This is a genomic window from Thauera phenolivorans, assembly GCF_001696715.1.
GTDB lineage: Bacteria > Pseudomonadota > Gammaproteobacteria > Burkholderiales > Rhodocyclaceae > Thauera > Thauera phenolivorans.
In genome coordinates, this window is the sequence record NZ_MBFM01000006.1 from 183,253 (window position 1) to 200,429 (window position 17,177).

11 protein-coding genes and 1 pseudogene are annotated in these 17,177 nt (G+C 69.9%); 2 read left to right on the forward strand and 10 right to left on the reverse strand.

The window, feature by feature from the left end; all coding sequences use genetic code 11:
- The first annotated feature begins 20 nt into the window (after positions 1-20).
- Positions 21-668 (forward strand): carbonate dehydratase, encoded by a 648-nt coding sequence (gene can, locus BB334_RS16865; RefSeq protein WP_068809661.1) that lies wholly within the window; start codon positions 21-23, stop codon positions 666-668.
- Between the two features lie 45 nt (positions 669-713).
- Here the strand turns inward: can and BB334_RS16870 are convergent, their stop codons facing one another.
- Positions 714-4,187 carry a pyruvate carboxylase gene (locus tag BB334_RS16870; RefSeq protein WP_068809662.1) on the reverse strand — a complete coding sequence of 1,158 codons (3,474 nt, stop codon included), beginning with the start codon at positions 4,185-4,187 and terminating at the stop codon, positions 714-716.
- Positions 4,188-4,375: 188 nt separating this feature from the next.
- Complete coding sequence (locus BB334_RS16875) at positions 4,376-4,852, reverse strand: MarR family winged helix-turn-helix transcriptional regulator (protein WP_068809663.1); 477 nt, start codon at positions 4,850-4,852, stop codon at positions 4,376-4,378.
- Positions 4,853-5,030: 178 nt separating this feature from the next.
- Between BB334_RS16875 and BB334_RS16880 the strand changes: the two genes are divergently transcribed.
- Positions 5,031-5,933 (forward strand): ROK family protein, encoded by a 903-nt coding sequence (locus BB334_RS16880; protein WP_068809664.1) that lies wholly within the window; start codon positions 5,031-5,033, stop codon positions 5,931-5,933.
- Positions 5,934-5,942: 9 nt separating this feature from the next.
- On the opposite strand, the gene BB334_RS16885 is transcribed toward BB334_RS16880, so the two are convergent.
- The 8 genes and pseudogenes from BB334_RS16885 to BB334_RS16920 all read right to left on the reverse strand — a co-directional run.
- Positions 5,943-8,117 carry a primosomal protein N' gene (locus tag BB334_RS16885; protein WP_068809665.1) on the reverse strand — a complete coding sequence of 725 codons (2,175 nt, stop codon included), beginning with the start codon at positions 8,115-8,117 and terminating at the stop codon, positions 5,943-5,945.
- A gap of 387 nt (positions 8,118-8,504) precedes the next feature.
- Positions 8,505-9,575: a uroporphyrinogen decarboxylase gene (gene hemE / locus BB334_RS16890; RefSeq protein WP_068809666.1), complete on the reverse strand. Its 1,071-nt coding sequence runs from the start codon at positions 9,573-9,575 to the stop codon at positions 8,505-8,507.
- Between the two features lie 270 nt (positions 9,576-9,845).
- On the reverse strand, positions 9,846-11,303 hold the full coding sequence (locus tag BB334_RS16895; protein WP_068809667.1) for a TrkH family potassium uptake protein: 1,458 nt from the start codon (positions 11,301-11,303) through the stop codon (positions 9,846-9,848).
- A 13-nt stretch (positions 11,304-11,316) separates the two neighbouring features.
- Positions 11,317-12,723 (reverse strand): Trk system potassium transporter TrkA, encoded by a 1,407-nt coding sequence (gene trkA, locus BB334_RS16900; protein WP_068809668.1) that lies wholly within the window; start codon positions 12,721-12,723, stop codon positions 11,317-11,319.
- 104 nt (positions 12,724-12,827) lie between these two features.
- A complete protein-coding gene (locus tag BB334_RS16905; protein ID WP_068809669.1) occupies positions 12,828-14,075 on the reverse strand; it encodes a sigma-54-dependent transcriptional regulator in 1,248 nt (415 codons plus the stop codon).
- 3 nt (positions 14,076-14,078) lie between these two features.
- A complete protein-coding gene (locus BB334_RS16910; RefSeq protein WP_068809700.1) occupies positions 14,079-16,199 on the reverse strand; it encodes a sensor histidine kinase in 2,121 nt (706 codons plus the stop codon).
- Entirely contained in the window at positions 16,196-16,807 is a 612-nt protein-coding gene (locus BB334_RS16915; RefSeq protein WP_068809670.1) for a DUF4390 domain-containing protein, read from the reverse strand. Before BB334_RS16915 ends, BB334_RS16910 begins: the two co-directional genes overlap by 4 nt.
- Positions 16,767-17,177: pseudogene (locus tag BB334_RS16920) on the reverse strand (16S rRNA (cytosine(967)-C(5))-methyltransferase RsmB); the annotation flags it as partial. The pseudogene BB334_RS16920 and the gene BB334_RS16915, both read right to left, overlap by 41 nt.

Below are 17,177 nucleotides of genomic sequence, written 5' to 3' on the forward strand. Positions count from 1 at the left end.
TATTGCTGCGGGACCACGCCATGGAGCGATCGATCGAACACCTCTTCACCAACAACAAGAACTGGTCCGAGCGCATGCACAGCGAGGACCCCGAGTACTTTTCCCGCCTGGTGAACCAGCAGTCCCCCGAGTACCTCTGGATCGGCTGCTCGGACAGCCGCGTGCCGGCGAACCAGATCATCGGCCTTGCGCCGGGCGAGGTCTTCGTCCACCGCAACATCGCCAACGTGGTGGTGCATAGCGACCTCAACGCGCTGTCGGTGATCCACTACGCGGTCGAGATGCTGCGCGTGAAGCACATCCTGGTGGTCGGCCACTACGGCTGCGGCGGGGTGAAGGCCGCGCTGTTCGACAACCGCACCGGCCTCACCGACAACTGGCTGCGCCATGTGCAGGACGTGCGCGACCGCCACGACAGCCGGCTGGCGCAGATCGAAGACCCCAAGCTGAAGGTCGACCGCCTGTGCGAGCTCAACGCGATGCAGCAGGTGGTCAACATCTGCCAGACCTCGGTGTTGCGCGACGCTTGGGCGCGCGGCCAGACGGTGACGGTGCACGGCTGGTGCTACGCGCTCGAGGACGGTCTGGTGCGCGACCTCGGGGTGAGCGCCGGCTGCCGCGAGGAAGCGGTCGAACGCTATCGCGACGCGCTGGACAAGATCCTCTGAAAGAACCGCGGCGGACGCTGCCCAAGCCGTCCGCCGCGGGCCCGCTCAGGCGAGCTCGACCAGCAGGTCCTTCGCCTCGATGCGGTCGCCCGGCGCCACCAGCACCCGCGCCACCACCGCGTCGCGCTCGGCGACCAGCACGGTCTCCATCTTCATCGCCTCAATCGACAGCAGCGGGCTGCCCTTGCGCACCTTCTGCCCTTCCTTGACCGCGACGGTGACCACCGCGCCCGGCATCGGCGCGCCCACATGGGCGGGGTTGCCGTCCTCGATGCGCGGATGGCGACGCACGACCTCGGCACCCGCCTGGCGCACGCGCAGCAGCCGCGGCTGGCCGTTGAGCTCGAAGAAGACCTTGACCCGGCCCTCGTCGTCCGGCGTGTCGCTGCGGCCGGTCTGACGGATGATCAGGGTCTTGCCGCGCTCGATGCCGACGGTGATCTCCTCGCGATCGCTCAGCCCATGCAGGAAGGCGGAGGTCGGCAACAGGGCGACATCGCCGAAGCGCTGGTGGTGCTCGACGTAGTCGCGGTACACCTTCGGGTACATCAGGTAGGACGACAGCTGGTTCTCGCTCGGCGTCTCGCCGAGCAGTTCGCCGAGTTCGGCGCGCTTGGCGTCGAGATCGACCGGCGGCAGGAAGTCACCGGCGCGGCCCGCCAGGGGCTCGGTGCCCTTGAGCACCTTCTCCTGCAGCGCGCGCGGGAAGCCGTCGGGCGGGAAGCCGAGTTCGCCGCGGAACAGCGACACCACCGATTCCGGGAATGAGATCTCGCGCACCGGGTCCTCGACTTCGGCGCGGCTGAGGTCGTTGGCGACCATGAACAGCGCCATGTCGCCCACCACCTTGGAGGTCGGGGTGACCTTCACGATGTCGCCGAACATCAGGTTCACCTCGGCGTAGGCCTTCGCCACCTCGGGCCAGCGGTGCTCCAGCCCCATCGCGCGCGCCTGTTCGCGCAGGTTGGTGTACTGGCCGCCGGGCATCTCGTGGCGATAGACGTCCGAGGTGCCGGCGCGCAGGTCCGACTCGAACGGCGCGTAGTGGCGGCGCACCGCCTCCCAGTAGTGCGAGAGCGACTGCAGCGCGTCGAGGTCGAGCCCGGAATCGCGTTCGCTGCCGGCGAGCGCGGCGGCCATCGCGCCCAGGCTGGGCTGGGCGGTGAGGCCGCTCATCGCGTCGAGCGCGCCGTCGACCGCGTCCGCTCCGGCCTCGATCGCCGCCAGCACGCTCGCCGCGGCGATGCCGCTGGTGTCGTGGGTGTGGAAGTGGATCGGCAGGCCGACCTCCTGCTTGAGCGCACGCACCAGCTCGCGCGCGGCGCGCGGGCGGCACACGCCGGCCATGTCCTTGATGCCGAGGACGTGGGCGCCGGCCTTCTCGAGTTCCTTGGCGAGATCGACGTAGTACTTCAGGTTGTACTTGGGACGTGAAGTGTCGAAGAGGTCGCCGGTGTAGCAGATGGCCGCCTCGCACAGCGCGCCGCTGTCGCGCACCGCGTCGATCGCCACCCGCATGTTGTCCACCCAGTTGAGCGAATCGAACACGCGGAACAGGTCGACGCCGGTATCGGCGGCCTGCCTGACGAAGTGACGCACGACGTTGTCGGCGTAGTTGGTGTAGCCCACCGCGTTGGAGGCGCGCAGCAGCATCTGCAGCAGGATGTTGGGCACCGCCTCGCGCAGCCGCGCCAGGCGCTCCCAGGGGTCTTCCTTGAGGAAGCGCAGGGCGACGTCGAACGTCGCGCCGCCCCAGCACTCGAGCGAGAAGAGCTCGGGCGCCATGCGCGCGTAGTGGGGCGCGACCGCCAGCATGTCGGCGCTGCGCATGCGGGTGGCGAACAGCGACTGGTGGGCGTCGCGCATCGTGGTGTCGGTGAACAACACCCGCTGCTCGTCCTTCATCCAGCGCGCGAAGCCCTCGGGTCCGAGCGCGAGCAGGCGGTCGCGGCTGCCCTTCGGCGGCGGCACGCCGAGATCGCAGGCGGGCGGCAGCGCGCGCGCCACCGCCTGCTCCGGCGCCTTGCGACCGCCCATCTCCGGGTTGCCGTTGACCGTGACCTCGGCGAGGAAGTCCATCAGCCGGGTGGCGCGGTCGCGCACCGGCTTGAGATCGAACAGCTCGGGGGTGTCGTCGATGAAGCGGGTGGTGCACGCGCCCGAGCGGAACAGATGATGATCGATGACGTTCTCGAGGAAGCGCAGGTTGGTCGACACCCCGCGCACGCGGAACTCGCGCAGCCCGCGCGCCATGCGCGAGATCGCCTCGCCCGGGCTGTGCCCCCAGGCGGTGACCTTGACCAGCAGCGAGTCGTAGAAGGGGGTGATCACCGCCCCGCTGTAGGCGGTGCCGCCGTCCAGGCGCAGGCCGAAGCCCGCGGCGCTGCGGTAGGCGGTGACCCGGCCGTAGTCGGGCGTGAAGCCGTTCTCCGGGTCCTCGGTGGTGACACGGCATTGCAGCGCGTGACCGTTGAGCCGGATCGCGTGCTGGGCCGGCACCTGCGAGCCGTCCTCGCCGATGCGCGCGCCTTCCGAGATGCGGATCTGGGCCTTGACCACGTCGACCCCGGTGACCTCCTCGGTGACGGTGTGCTCGACCTGGATGCGCGGATTGACCTCGATGAAGTAGAACTCGCCGCTCTCGGCGTCCATCAGGAACTCGACCGTGCCGGCATGGGTATAGCCCGCCTCACGGCCGATGCGCAGGCCCAGCTCGCACAGCTCGGCCCGGCGGGCCTCGTCGAGGTAGGGCGCGGGCGCACGCTCGACCACCTTCTGGTTGCGCCGCTGCACCGAGCAGTCGCGCTCGTACAGATGCACCAGATTGCCGTGCAGGTCGCCGAGCAGCTGCACCTCGACGTGGCGCGCATGGCGCACCAGCTTCTCGAGATAGACCTCGTCGTTGCCGAAGGCGGCGAGCGCTTCGCGCCGCGCCACCTGCAGCGCCGGCGCCAGCTCGGCTTCGGTCTCGATCGCCCGCATGCCGCGGCCGCCACCGCCCCAGCTCGCCTTGAGCATCAGCGGATAGCCGATCTTCGCCGCCTCGGCACGGGCTGCGTCGACATCGTCCGGCAGGGCGGCGGTCGCCGGCACCACCGGCACCCCTGCGGCCTGGGCGAGCGCGCGCGCAGCGACCTTGTTGCCGAGCTTGCGCATGACCTCGGGCTGCGGGCCGACGAAGGTGATGCCCGCGCGCGCGCAGGCCTCGGCGAACTCGGGGTTCTCGGACAGGAAACCGTAGCCGGGATGGATCGCGTCGACCCCGGCCTCCTTGGCGATGCGGATGATGCCCTCGATGTCGAGGTAGGCGCGGATCGGCTGGCCGGGCTCGCCGACCAGATAGGATTCGTCGGCCTTGAAGCGGTGGAGGGCGAAGCGATCCTCATGGGCGTAGATCGCCACCGTGCGGATGCCGAGCTCGCTCGCGGCGCGGAACACGCGAATCGCGATCTCGCTGCGGTTGGCGACGAGCAGGCTGCGGATCGGCGGCCGCACGTCGTCGGTTGCGCTGGAAGTCATGTCGAAGTTGCCTTTCTTTTATGGGTGATACGGATCGCCCGCGCGCGGAGGGAGCGCGCGCGAGGCGATGACCAGCCTACACCGATCCGGCATGGAACGGCGCAGGCGGGCGCGCGGCAACCGCGCAGCAGGGGCGTGGCTGCCTGCGGGAATGCGGGAGGACGAGGGGCAAGGGGCGCGCGGCGCCCTCAGTTGCGCGGGACCTCGGAGGCGCGTCCTTCGTGGACGCTGTTCCAGTGTTCGAAGGACCGCAAGGCCTTGTCGAGCAGCTCGTGCAGCTGGCGCCACTCCTCCTCGCCGAGCTCGCCATACATCTCGTCCTCGAGCCGGCGGCCGATCTCCTCGCTCTCCTTCCACACCCGCTCGCCCTCGGGCGTCAGGGTGAGGCAGTGCTGTCGGCTGTCGCTCGAGCACACGCTGCGCGCGAGCAGGCCGCGGCGCTCGAGGAAGCTGATGTCTTTCGACAGCACGGTCTTGTCCATGAACAGCCGCTGGCGCAGGTCGGTGGTGAGGATGCCGGGGCTGTCGTGGATCAGGCGCAGCACGCGGAGCTCGCGGATGCTGAGATCGACGCTGTCGCGGTAGAACACGTTCGCGGCCCTGATCGACGCGGTCTTGAGCACGTCGAGCTTGTAGCTCAGGAACGGGGCGCTTCTGTTCTTCATCGCTTTCGGATCGCAGGAATTCGGAATCGGACCATCCAAGTGACGACCATGTTACTCCAAGATCGGCCGTTCGCCGGCTCCGCAGCGCGTCCTATACTGGCCTCTTCCGGGGCGTGGCGTGGCGCGGTGTTTGCGGTTCGGACCGCCCGTGCCCACCTTTCCCACCGAGGATGCATACATGATCCGCATCGGTATCGACCTCGGCGGCACCAAGATCGAGATCGTCGCCCTCGACCGCGACGGCCGCGAACTGCTGCGCCGCCGGATCGCCACCCCGCCCGGCGCCTACCACGACACGGTGGCGGCGATCGCCGCGCTGGTGGCGGCGGCCGAGGCCGAGCTCGGCTGCCGCGCCAGCGTGGGCCTCGGCACGCCCGGCTCGCCTTCGCCACGCACCGGCCTGATCCGCAACGCCAACTCCACCCGGCTCAACGACCGGCCGCTGCAGGCGGATCTCGAGGCCGCACTCGGCCGTGAGGTGCGGCTGGCGAACGATGCCAACTGTTTCGCGATGTCGGAAGCGGCCGACGGCGCCGGGCGCGGTGCGCGCACGGTGTTCGGGGTGATCCTCGGCACCGGCGTGGGCGGCGGTGTGGTGGTCGACGGCCGGCTGCTGGTGGGGGCGAACGCGATCGCCGGCGAATGGGGGCACAACCCCCTGCCGCTGCCCGGCGCCGAGGACCTTCCGCTGCCCGCCTGCTACTGCGGCCGCCACGGCTGCATCGAGACCTATCTCTCCGGTCCCGGCCTGGCCGCCGACCACCGCCGCCACTGCGGCGGCGGACTCGATGCGGTGGCGATCGCCGCCGCCGCGGCCGCCGGCGATGCCGCCTGCGAGGCCAGCCTGCAGCGCTACGAGGCGCGGCTCGCGTGCGCGCTCGCCGGCGTGATCAACCTGCTCGACCCCGAGCGGATCGTGCTCGGCGGTGGCCTGTCGATACTCGAGCGCCTGTACCGCAACGTGCCTGCGCGCTGGGCCGCGCACGTGTTCTCCGACCAGGTGTGCACCCGGATGGTGCCCGCCGTGCATGGCGACGCCTCGGGCGTGCGCGGCGCGGCCTGGCTGTGGCCGGCGCGCTGAGCGGGCCGATCAGACCTCGAGAGGATCGACGTCGAGCTGCCAGCGCAGTTCGCGCGCGGTGCGCTGGCGATGGAGCAGGTCCACCCACACGGCGAGGAAGGCCTGCAGCGGGGCGCGGCGGTCGGCCTCGACCAGCAGCTGCGCGCGCTCCCGCCGCGCCAGGCGGGTCATGCGCATCGGCACCGGGTCGAACAGGCGCAGGCCCTCGGGCGCGCAGCCCTCGGCGAGGCGGCGCGCGTGGCGCAGGAACTCGACCGCGTCCTCGAGCGCGGGGGCGTCCGCGCGCAGCATCGCCTGATGGGTGAACGGCGGGAAGCCGGCGGCGCGGCGCTCCTGCAGCGCCATGCGGGCGAAGGCGTCGAAGTCGTGGCGGGCGAGCTGCTGGTACAGCGGATGCGCCGGGTATTCGGTCTGGATCAGCACCTCTCCCGCCAGCGCCGCCCTTCCGGCGCGGCCGCCGACCTGCATCAGCTGCTGGAACAAGCGCTCCGGCGCGCGGAAGTCGGCGGCGTGCAGCGAAGAGTCGGCGCCGATCACGCCGACCAGGGTGAGGCGCGGGAAGTCGTGGCCCTTGGCCATCATCTGGGTGCCGACCAGGATGTCGGCGCCGCCATCGGCGATCGTCGCCAGCAGGGCCTCCCACTGGCTGCGGGTGCGCGCGGCGTCGCGGTCGACCCGGAGCACCCGCGCCTCGGGAAACAGCTCGGCCAGGCGCGTCTCGACGCGTTGGGTGCCGCGGCCGAAGGGGCGGATGTCCTGCTCGCCGCAGCTCGGGCAGGCGTGCGGGATCTGGCCGTCGCAGCCGCAGTGGTGGCAGCGCAGGCGGCGGTCGGCGAGGTGCACCACCAGGTTGGCCGAACAGTGCGGGCAGCGGCTGACCCAGCCGCAGGACGGACAGGACAGCACCGGCGCGTAGCCGCGGCGGTTGAGGAAGACGAGGCTCTGCTCGCCGCGCGCCAGGCGCTGGGCGAGCGCCTCCTGCAGCGCCGGGCTCAGGCCCTCGTCGAGGCGCATGCGCCGGGTATCGACGCAGCGCACCGTGGGCAGGCTCGCCGCCAGCGCGCGCTGGCCGAGCACCAGCGGCGCATAGCGCTCGCTGCGGGCGTGGTACCAGGTCTCGAGCGAGGGCGTGGCCGAGCCGAGCACCACCGGCACGCCGCGCTGGCGCGCGCGCCACACGGCGAGGTCGCGCGCCGAATAGCGCACGCCTTCCTGCTGCTTGTAGGAGGCATCGTGCTCCTCGTCGACCAGGATCACGCCGAGCCGCGGCAGCGGCGCGAACACCGCGAGCCGGGTGCCGAGGACGATGTCGGCATCGCCCGCGAGCGCCTGCACGAAGCCGCGCGAGCGCGCGCCGTCGGCGAGCGCGGAATGCAGGCTGACCACGCTGGCGGCCGGAAAGCGCTGCGCCACGCGGCGCTCGAGCTGGGGCGTGAGCGCGATCTCGGGCACCAGCATCAGCACCTGGCGCCCCCCGGCGAGCACGCGCTCGGCCAGGCGCAGGTAGACCTCGGTCTTGCCGCTGCCGGTGACCCCGTGCAGCATCCATGCGCGAAAACCCGCGCCCGCGTCGAGGACCGCCGCGACCGCCGCCTGCTGCTCGGCGGTGAGCGGCGGCGCGTCCTGCATCAAGTGACGGGGCGCCGCGCTCGCGACCGCTTCCAGCCAGCCCCGCCGCAGGCAGTCGCCCACCGCCTCGCCGTTGGCCAGCGCGCGCACCTGGCTGCGTCGCAGCGGTCCGCCCGCGGCCGTCACCGCCTGCAGCAGGGCGAGCGCGCGGCTGGCGCGGCGCACTGCCTGCAGCGCCTCCGCCCCGGCCGGCGTCGACGCCAGCAGCGGATCGTGGTCCTCGCCGCTCACCCCGTCGGCGCGCCGCAGTCCCGGCGGCAGCGCGAGCGCCACCACCTCGCCGAGCGGGGCATGGTAGTAGCGGGAGACGAAGCGGACGAGGTCCAGCCAGTCGGCGGGCAGCGCCGGCACCTCGCGCTGAATCCGCACCACCGGCTTGAGGCGGGCCGGATCGACTTCGCTTTCCGCGGGCAGGGCGACCACCAGGCCGCTCTTCTCGCCGCGGCCGAAGGGCACCCTCACACAGCGGCCGATGTCCGCTTCGGAGGCATCATCCGCCGTGTAATCAAACAGTTGCGGAATCGGGACCGGCAGGGCGACGCGAACGATGCTCATCCCGGAATCCCGCCCCTCGAAGAATGTGGTTTTGAATCCGTCACTTGCAGGCGGGTGTTGAGGCGCGGCGACGGCAAGCGGTGGTAAATGCCTGCGATTTCAGCAGGAGCGGCCTTGTCCACAATACCTGTGGATAACTTTGTGCAAAACCTGGGTGAATCTCGCTCAAAGCTGCGTGGAACAAGCGTTTCCGTCACTTTGCCTTAACATTGAGCTTTTTATTTTTTGGTTTATATTCAATAACTTACAAGAATACCAACATGAACCGTCAATTTATACAGCATCGAAAGCGAGAACCCGGACCGATGTGCACAAGTCAAGCCCCCGAGCCGCATTATTTCGCTTGACAGGGGTGCGTCTGCGGCCCTTCCCGGGCCGCAGCCCGTGTCATGCGACCGTGCGCAGCGTACGGCTGTGTTCGTGCACCGTGTCGACCAGCACGCGGACGTTCTCCGGCGGCGTGAATTGCGAGATGCCGTGGCCGAGGTTGAAGACGTGACCGGGGTGCGGACCGAAGGCGTCGAGTACCCGTCGCGCCTCGGTCGCCACCACCTCAGGGGGCGCGAACAGCACGTTGGGGTCGATGTTGCCCTGCAGGGCGACCCTGTCGCCCACCAATCGGCGCGCGCGACCGATGTCCATCGTCCAATCGAGGCCCACCGCGTCGTAGCCGGCGGCGGCGATCGACTCCAGCCACAGGCCGCCGCCCTTGGTGAACACGATGCTCGGCACGCGAACGCCGTCGCGCTCGCGCATGAGGCCGGCCTGAACCTGCTGCAGATAGCGCAGCGAGAACTCCTGGTAAGCCGCCTCGGAGAGCACGCCGCCCCAGGAGTCGAACACCATCACCGCCTGCGCGCCGGCCTCGATCTGGGCGTTGAGATAGCTCACCACCGCCCGCGCGGTGACGTCGAGGATGTGGTGCATCAGGTCGGGGCGGCTGTAGGCGAGGGACTTGACCTTGCGGTAGTCGGAGGACGAGCCGCCCTCGACCATGTAGCAGGCCAGGGTCCACGGGCTGCCGGAGAAGCCGATCAGCGGCACGCTGCCGTCGAGCGCGCGGCGGATCTCGCTCACCGCGTCCATCACGTACTGCAGTTCGGCGTGCGGATCGGGCGCCGACAGGTTGCGGATCTCCCATTCGTCCCGCAGCGGGCGCTCGAAGCGCGGCCCCTCGCCCTCGGCGAAGTACAGGCCGAGGCCCATCGCGTCGGGCACGGTGAGGATGTCGGAGAACAGGATCGCGGCGTCGAGTTCGTAGCGCGCGAGCGGCTGCAGCGTCACCTCGCAGGCCATTGCCGGGCTCTTGCACAGGTTGAGGAAGTTGCCGGCGCGGCGGCGGGTTTCGCAGTACTCGGGAAGGTAGCGGCCGGCCTGGCGCATCAGCCACACCGGGGTGTACTCGGTGGGCTGACGCAGCAGCGCACGCAGGAAGGTGTCGTTTTTCAGGCGGGTCACTTCGGGTCTCCAGATCCGGCCGGCAGCAGGCAAACCGCAATTATCGCCTGTTCGGCCGCCGGATGGGCGCCCGCCGCGCCGAACGCCCCGTAGGAGCGCTGCCCCCCGGGCGATGGCAGCCGCGTCGCCGGCACGACCGCCGCGTTTCGCGCAGAGGGCTGCGCTCCTACCATGCCTGCGACAGACGCACCCGCCGTAGGAGCCCTGCCCCCAGGGCGATGGCGGCCGGGCCGCCGGCACGACCGCCGCGTTTCGCGCAGAGGGCTGCGCTCAGCGCCGCCAGAAGGTCGGCGTCAACACGACCAGCAGGGTGAAGATCTCGAGGCGGCCGAGGATCATGGTGAACGACAGCACCCACGTCTGAAAATCGTTGAGGCCGGCATAGTTCGAGCCCGGGCCGAGGGTGCCGAGGCCGGGGCCGGTGTTGTTCAGGCAGGCCACCACCGCCGAGAAGGCGGTGATCAGCTCCAGCCCGCTCGCCACCATCAGCAGGGTGAGCGAGACGATCGTGACCATGTACATGAAGCTGAAGCCGAGCACCGCGTGCAGCATCGCCTCGGGGACCGACTGGGCGCCGAGGCGCACCGGCCGCACCGCGTTCGGGTGCAGGGAGCGGATGATCTCGCGCAGCACCTGCTTGTACAGGATGATCGCGCGCATCATCTTGATGCCGCCACCGGTCGAGCCCGAGCACGCGATGAAGCTGCCGAGAAAGAGGATCCAGATCTGCGCGAACATCGGCCACAGCGTGTAGTCGTAGCTCGCCAGGCCGAGCGAGGTCGAGATCGACACCACGTGGAAGGCGGTGTAGCGCAAGGTGGTCGGGATGTCGGCGTGGGCGTCGAACCAGGTGAGGTAGGCGGTCAGCAGCGCGACGCTGCCGAGCAGGGCGACGAGGAAGAAGGGGATCTCGGGGTCGCGCCGGTAAGGCTGGACGCTGCGCCGCACCAGCGCGAGGTAGTGGGTGGCGAAGTTCATCGCCGCCAGCAGGGCGAAGACGATGGTGACGATCTCGGCGTTGAGGTTGTCGAAGTGGCCGATCGAGGCGTCCTTGCTCGAAAAGCCGCCGAGGCCGGCGATCGACATCGCGTGGATGAGCGCGTCCCAGCCCTCGAGGCCCGCCCACCACAGGCTGAAGCCGCAGGCCACGGTGAGCAGCACGTAGGTCATCCACAGCCCCTTGGCCGTCTCGGCGATGCGCGGCGTCAGGCTGGCGTCCTTCATCGGCGTCGGCACCTCCGCCTTGTACAGCTGGCGGCCGCCGATGCCGAGCAGCGGCAGCACCGCCACCACCAGCACGATGACGCCCATGCCGCCGAGCCAGTGCATGAAGGTGCGCCACACGTTCACCGAGGTGGGCAGCTCGTCGAGCCCGCTGAGCACGGTCGCGCCGGTCGCGCTGAGGCCGGACGCGGCCTCGAAGTAGGCCTCGGTGAAGCTGAGCTCGGGCAGGTAGCCCATCAGCGGCAGCGAGCCGAACACCGGCAGCACCACCCAGGTGGCGGCGACGAGGAAGAAGCCGTCGTGCACCCGCAGGTCGCGGCGCTGGCCGCGGGTGAGGGAGAAGAGGGCGAGGCCGGCGCCGAAGGTCAGCACCATCGCGCGTCCGTAGGCGGTATGCGCGCCGTCGGCGAGCCAGCTCGACACCGCCAGCGGGAAACTCATCAGCAGGCCGAAGATCATCACGATCAGGCCGAGCGCGTTGAGCGCGGGATGGTAGGCACGCATCGTCGATCCCGCCTCAGAGGAAGCCGAAGCTGACCTGGAACAGCTTCTCGACCTTGGGCACCAGGCGCTTGTGGGTGCAGAACACGATCACGTGATCCTCCTCCTCGATCACCGTGTCGTGGTGCGGGATGATGACCTCGCGGCGCACCAGCTTGCCGTCCTCGCGCTTGACGTCGCGCACGATGGCGCCGATCGACACCCCCTTGGGCAGCGCGATCTCCTCGAGCGGCCGGCCCACCACCTTGGAATCCTTGCGGCTGCCGTGGGCGATGATCTCGAGCGCCTCGGCCGCGCCGCGGCGCAGGCTGTGCACCGCGACCACGTCGCCGCGCCGCACGTGGGCGAGCAGGGTGCCGATCGAGGTGTGGGCGGGGGAGATCGCGATGTCGATCGCGCCGCCGCCCTGCACCAGGTCGACATAGCTCTTGCGGTTGATCAGCGCCAGCGTGCGGCGCGCCCCCATGCGCTTGGCGAGCGAGGCCGACATGATGTTGTCTTCCTCGTCGTTGGTCAGCGCGACGAACAGGTCGGTCTCGTCGATGCCCTCGGTCTCGAGCAGCTTCTCGTCGGTGGCGTCGCCGCGCAGCACCAGCGCGCGCGACAGCTGGTCGGCCAGCATGTCGGCGCGCGCACGGTTGGTCTCGAGGATCTTGACGTGGTAGTTGTCCTCGATCGAGCGCGCCAGGCGCAGGCCGATGTTGCCGCCGCCGGCGATCATGATGCGGCGCATCGGGCGGTCCGAGCCGCGCAACTCGCTCATGATCTTGCGCACGTGCACCGTCGAGGCGAGGCAGAAGACCTCGTCGCCGGGCAGCACCAGGGTATCGCCGTCGGGCATGATCGGCTCGCCGTCACGATAGATGGCGGCGATGCGCAGCTCGACGTTGGGCAGATGGAAGCGCAGCGCCTTCAGCGGATGGCCCACCAGCGCGCCGCCCTCGAAGGCGCGCACGCAGATCAGGCTGACCACGCCGTCGGCGAACTCGAGCACCTGCAGCGCCTCGGGGAAGGCGATCAGGCGCTTGATGTAGTCGGTCACCACCTGCTCGGGGCAGATCGAGAAATCGACCGCGAAGTTTTCCTCGTTGAGCAGTTCGGGGAAATCGACGTAGTCGGTCGAGCGCAGGCGGGCGATGCGGGTCGGCAGGTTATACACCGCCTTCGCGATGCGGCAGGCGCACAGGTTGGTCTGGTCGGACTGGGTGACCGCGATCAGCAGGTCGGCGTCCTCCGCGCCGGCCTCGCGCAGCACGATCGGCGAGGCGCCGTTGCCGACCACGGTGCGGATCTCGAGCCGCTCGCGCAGCGCGGCGAGGTGTTCCTCGCTGGTGTCCACCAGGGTGATGTCGTTGGCCTCGGACACCAGGTTCTCGGCCACGGAGGCGCCGACCTGGCCGGCGCCAAGAATGATGATCTTCACCAGCGGCTCCTCGACCTGCGGTTGTAGGGAAGGCGGATTCTACCTGCCGCGGAGAGCGCGGCGTCGGCAATATTGCGGTGCACCAGCGGGCGCCGCAACCCTCCTCAGCCTTCCTCGTTGCGCCGACCGGCCTGCAGCCCGAGCTGCTTGAGCTTGCGGTAGAGGTGGGTGCGCTCCAGCCCGCTGCGCTCCGCGAGGCGGGTCATGTTGCCGCCTTCCAGGCGCAGGTGGTGCTCGAAGTAGAGCCGCTCGAAGGCCTCGCGCGCCTCGCGCAGCGGCTGGTCGAGCGGGATGCCGCCGGCGTCGACGCCGTGCGCGCCGGCGAGCAGCTTGCGCACGTCGCCGACGCTGATCTCCTCGTCCAGCGTGCCGAGCGCGAGCGACTTCACCGCGGCCCGCAGCTCGGCATAGCCCCCCGGCCAGGGCAGGGTCCGCAGCTGGTTCAGCGCGGCGCTCGAGAAGCTGCGCAGCGGCACCTCGCCGCCTTCCACCATGTGCAGCAGGATCTGGTTCGCCAGCTCGGGCAGGTCGTCGCGCACGTCGCCGATCGAAGGCGGCGCGAGGCTGACCTCGAACAGCCGGCTCAGCAGCCCCGACTCCCAGCCCTCGCCGACGAGCGAGTCGATCGTGCGCTCGGTGGCGACCACCAGGCGCAGGTCGTAGCGCTCGAGACGCTCGAGCGCGAAGGCGAGGTTCTTCTGCTGGGCGCGCGACAGGCGGGCGAGCTCGGCGACGAACAACACCCCGCCCTGGGTCCCCTGGAGCTGGTTCACGTCGAGCGGCGCGCTCACCGTGGCGAGATCGAGCCAGGGTGCGGCGGGCGCCTGCACGCTGCGCGCGACCAGCTCGCCGAGGCTGCCGCTGCCGATGCGCAGCAGCATCACGCGCGAGCCCTGCGACATCTGCTCCAGGCGCCGGTGCAGCTCGCGCAGCGGCGCCGAGCGGCTGAAGGCGGCCAGGGTCAGCGGTCGGGGCGTGCCCGCCGCCTGGGGCCGCTGCAGGCCACGCTTGACCGCCGCAAGCAGCTTCTGCAGCGCGATCGGTTTCTCGAGGTAGTCGATCGCGCCGATGCGTGTCGCCTCGACCGCGGTGTCGATCGTGCCGTGGCCGGACATCATCACCACCGGCATGTTGAGCAGGCCGCTGGCGGCCCACTCCTTGAGCAGGGTGATGCCGTCGGTGTCGGGCATCCAGATGTCGAGCAGCACCATGTCGGGCCGTCCGGCATTGCGCGCCGCGCGCGCGGCCGAAGCGTTCTCGGCGAGCACGACGTCGTGGCCCTCATCGCGCAGGATCTCCGACAGGAGTTCGCGGATGCCCATCTCGTCATCAACAATCAGAATCTTTGCCATGTATCAACCAGTACTGCGGGTTTCTGCCAGACGCAGGCGGATGCGCACCTCCGCGCCGCCCGCGTCCCGGTTCGCGAGCCCGACGCTGCCGCCGTGCTCATCGACGATTTTCTTCACGATCGCCAGGCCGAGCCCGGTGCCGCGGGACTTGGTGGTGAAATAGGGTTCGAAGGCGCGAGCGAGCAATTCTGCCGGAAAGCCGGGTCCATTGTCGCGGAAAAGCAACACGGCGTGCTCGCCCTCGCGCCGGGTGAGCAATTTCAGCTCCGGGTCCTCGACATCGGCCAGCGCGTCCTGCGCGTTCTGCAGCAGGTTGTGGATCACCTGCCGAAGCTGGGCGGCGTCGCCCACCACCGGCGGCAGCTCGCGCGCGAGCTCGAGCCGCACCATGCCGGACATGCTCTCGTACAGGTGCAGCACCTCGCCGATCAGCACGTTGAGGTCGACCGGGCCGAGGTTGGGCGAAGGCAGGCGGGCGTAGTCGCGGAAGGCATTGACCAGGTTCTTCATCGACTCGACCTGGTCGACGATCGTGCGCGTCGACCGCTCGAGCATCGCGCGGCCCGGGGCGTCGAGCTGGTCGGCGAGCTTGAAGGCGAGGCGCTCGGCCGAGAGCTGGATCGGCGTCAGCGGGTTCTTGATCTCGTGGGCGAGCCGGCGTGCCACCTCGGCCCAGGCCGCGTTGCGCTGGGCGGCGACGAGCTCGGTGATGTCGTCGAACACCACCACCAGCCCCCCCTCGGTGCGCTCGGGCAGACGCGAGCCGTGGATCAGCAGGGTGCGCGGCGTGCTGTCCTTCACCGCCATCTCGATCTGGGTCTGCCAGTCGCCCGCGTGGGCTTCGAACTGGGCGAGCAGGGTGTCGCGGAACTGCTGGTGGCGGGGCCATTCGGCGAGCGGGATGGTCTCGAAGCCGACGAGCTCGTCGTCGAGGATGGACAGCGCGCCGTTGTTGGCCGCGCGCAGGGAGCCGTCGGGCGCGAAGGCGAGCACCCCGGTCGACAGGTTGGCGAGCACCGACTCGAGATAGGCGCGCGCCGACTCCACCGCTGCGCGGTTGCGCTCGGCGGCGGCGCGGGCGTCCCCGAGCTGGCCGGTCATGCGGTTGAAGGACTGCGTCAGCACGCCGAGTTCGTCGCTGGTGTTGAGCGCGGGCAGCGGACGGTAGTCACCCTTGGCCACGGCCTGCGTGCCCTCGGCCAGCAGCAGCAGGGGTTTGGCCAGTCGGCGCGCCATCAGGAAGGCCACCGAGAGCGCAGCGAGCAGGGCGAACAGCAGGCTCAGGGTCAGCGTCAGGGTGTACATCCGGTTCAAGCCGACCCGCCCGAGGGTGAGCTGCTGGTAGTCGCGATAGGCGAGCTCGACCGCCTCCGCGTGACGCGAGATCGTCGCTGGCACCGGCTGCAGCAGCTGCAGCAGCAGTGGCTCGGCGGTGAGCGCGCGCATCGGGATCGGCACGACCACGCGGATCACCAGGCTGTCCTCGCCGCGCGTTTCCATGCCCTTGAAGCTGCGCCCCTGACGCAGCTGACGCAGCTGGCTCTGGCTCGGCAGGTCGGGGATCAGCTCGCCCACGCCATCGACCGCGGTGGCGAGGATCTGTCCGTTGGGCGCGAGCACCGTGGCGTTCGCGACGCCGGCCTGCTCGCGCAGGCGATTGAGCAGGGTCGGCAGCACGAGCGGCCGGTCCTCGAGCGAGAGCGCCATCTCGGTCGCCTTTTCGTGCACCTGGTCGATCAGATAGTCGAAGGCGTTCTGGCCGAGTGCGATACCCCCTTCGAGCGCGGAATCGACCCGCACGTCGAACCACGAGTCGATACTGCGGATCACGAACTGCAGCGAGACGGCATAGATCATCGCCCCCGGCAGGATCGCCATCAGCGCGAACATCAGGACCAGCCGGTACTTCAGGCGCGAACCGAACTTGCGCACCCGGTATTCACGCCAGAGCTGCCGCAGCTGCATGCCGACCAGGCCGGCGAGCCCCACCACCACCGCGCCGTTCAGCGCCAGCAGATAAGGGTAGCTGGCCTCGAAGAACTCGGAGTTCGCGCTCGCCGAGGTGAGCAGGAACAGCAGCACGCCCGCGAGCGCAGCCGCGACGACGAAGCCGATGCGCTTCAGCGGAATGCGGGGGCGCCGGGAAGGAAGGTCCATTTCATCCACTCCGTGCCCAGGTTCCAGTCGCGGCTACCGATCGCGGTGACCTGGAAGGGCTTGGGCAACTGGCTCATGTCGAGCCGGAAACGCAGCGCCACCTCGTGCGAGATGCCGGGCCGGATGTCGCCTGCCTCCGCCACCTGCCAGTTGCGGATGCGCTGCATCGTGCGCACCGCGGCGTCGAGACTGTCCACGCTCTGATGGAAGCTGCCGACCGACAGCCGGTAGCTGCGCGTGATCGCGTGGTAGCTCACGCCGTACTCGAGGCGGCGATCGACCACAACCTCGTTGAGCCAGTACCAGCGAGGACGCTCGACGATCGCCTCAGCGACGAAGTAGAGGGTCACGCCGTGCAGCAGCGCGTCCTGCAGGCGGTCGTTGAGTTCGAACGCGACGTCCGCGTTGATCACGTAGCCGCCCGCCTCACCGGGCACGATCTCGGCGCTGACGATGCGGCTGTCGTTGGCAACCGCCGGCACGATCGGGCCCAGCGCCAGCAGCAGGGCGAGGATGAGCCGGCGCAGCAGGCGCTCAGCGGAACTTGCGTAACCGGGCGAAGTAGAAGCCATCATGTTCGGCGCTCGGCAACAACTGGCAGTCGGGGCGGTCGTCGATGGCGAGGCGCTGCGCGTCGGAATGACGCTCGCAAAACCTGGCAATCTGTGCGGCATTCTCCGCGTCGAACACGGAGCACGTCACGTACAGCATTGTGCCACCCGGTGCAAGGGTGCGCCAAAGCGCATCGAGGATCCGCGATTGGGTCGCAGCGAAGGCCGCGATGTCTTCCGGGCGGCGCAGCCACTTGATGTCGGGATGGCGACGCACGACCCCCGAGGCCGAGCACGGCACGTCGGCGAGGATGCGGTCGAAGGGGCGGCCGTCCCACCAGTCGTCGAGCGCGCAGCAATCGGCCACCTCCACCCGCGCCGACAGACCGAGCCG

Bases quoted from the DNA above. Each gene is read 5' to 3' on its own strand.
- can (WP_068809661.1), top strand. From the start codon at position 21: ATGGAGCGATCGATCGAACACCTCTTCACCAACAACAAGAACTGGTCC.
- BB334_RS16870 (WP_068809662.1), bottom strand. From the start codon at position 4,187: ATGACTTCCAGCGCAACCGACGACGTGCGGCCGCCGATCCGCAGCCTG.
- BB334_RS16875 (WP_068809663.1), bottom strand. From the start codon at position 4,852: ATGAAGAACAGAAGCGCCCCGTTCCTGAGCTACAAGCTCGACGTGCTC.
- BB334_RS16880 (WP_068809664.1), top strand. From the start codon at position 5,031: ATGATCCGCATCGGTATCGACCTCGGCGGCACCAAGATCGAGATCGTC.
- BB334_RS16885 (WP_068809665.1), bottom strand. From the start codon at position 8,117: ATGAGCATCGTTCGCGTCGCCCTGCCGGTCCCGATTCCGCAACTGTTT.
- BB334_RS16895 (WP_068809667.1), bottom strand. From the start codon at position 11,303: ATGCGTGCCTACCATCCCGCGCTCAACGCGCTCGGCCTGATCGTGATG.
- BB334_RS16905 (WP_068809669.1), bottom strand. From the start codon at position 14,075: ATGGCAAAGATTCTGATTGTTGATGACGAGATGGGCATCCGCGAACTC.
- BB334_RS16915 (WP_068809670.1), bottom strand. From the start codon at position 16,807: ATGATGGCTTCTACTTCGCCCGGTTACGCAAGTTCCGCTGAGCGCCTG.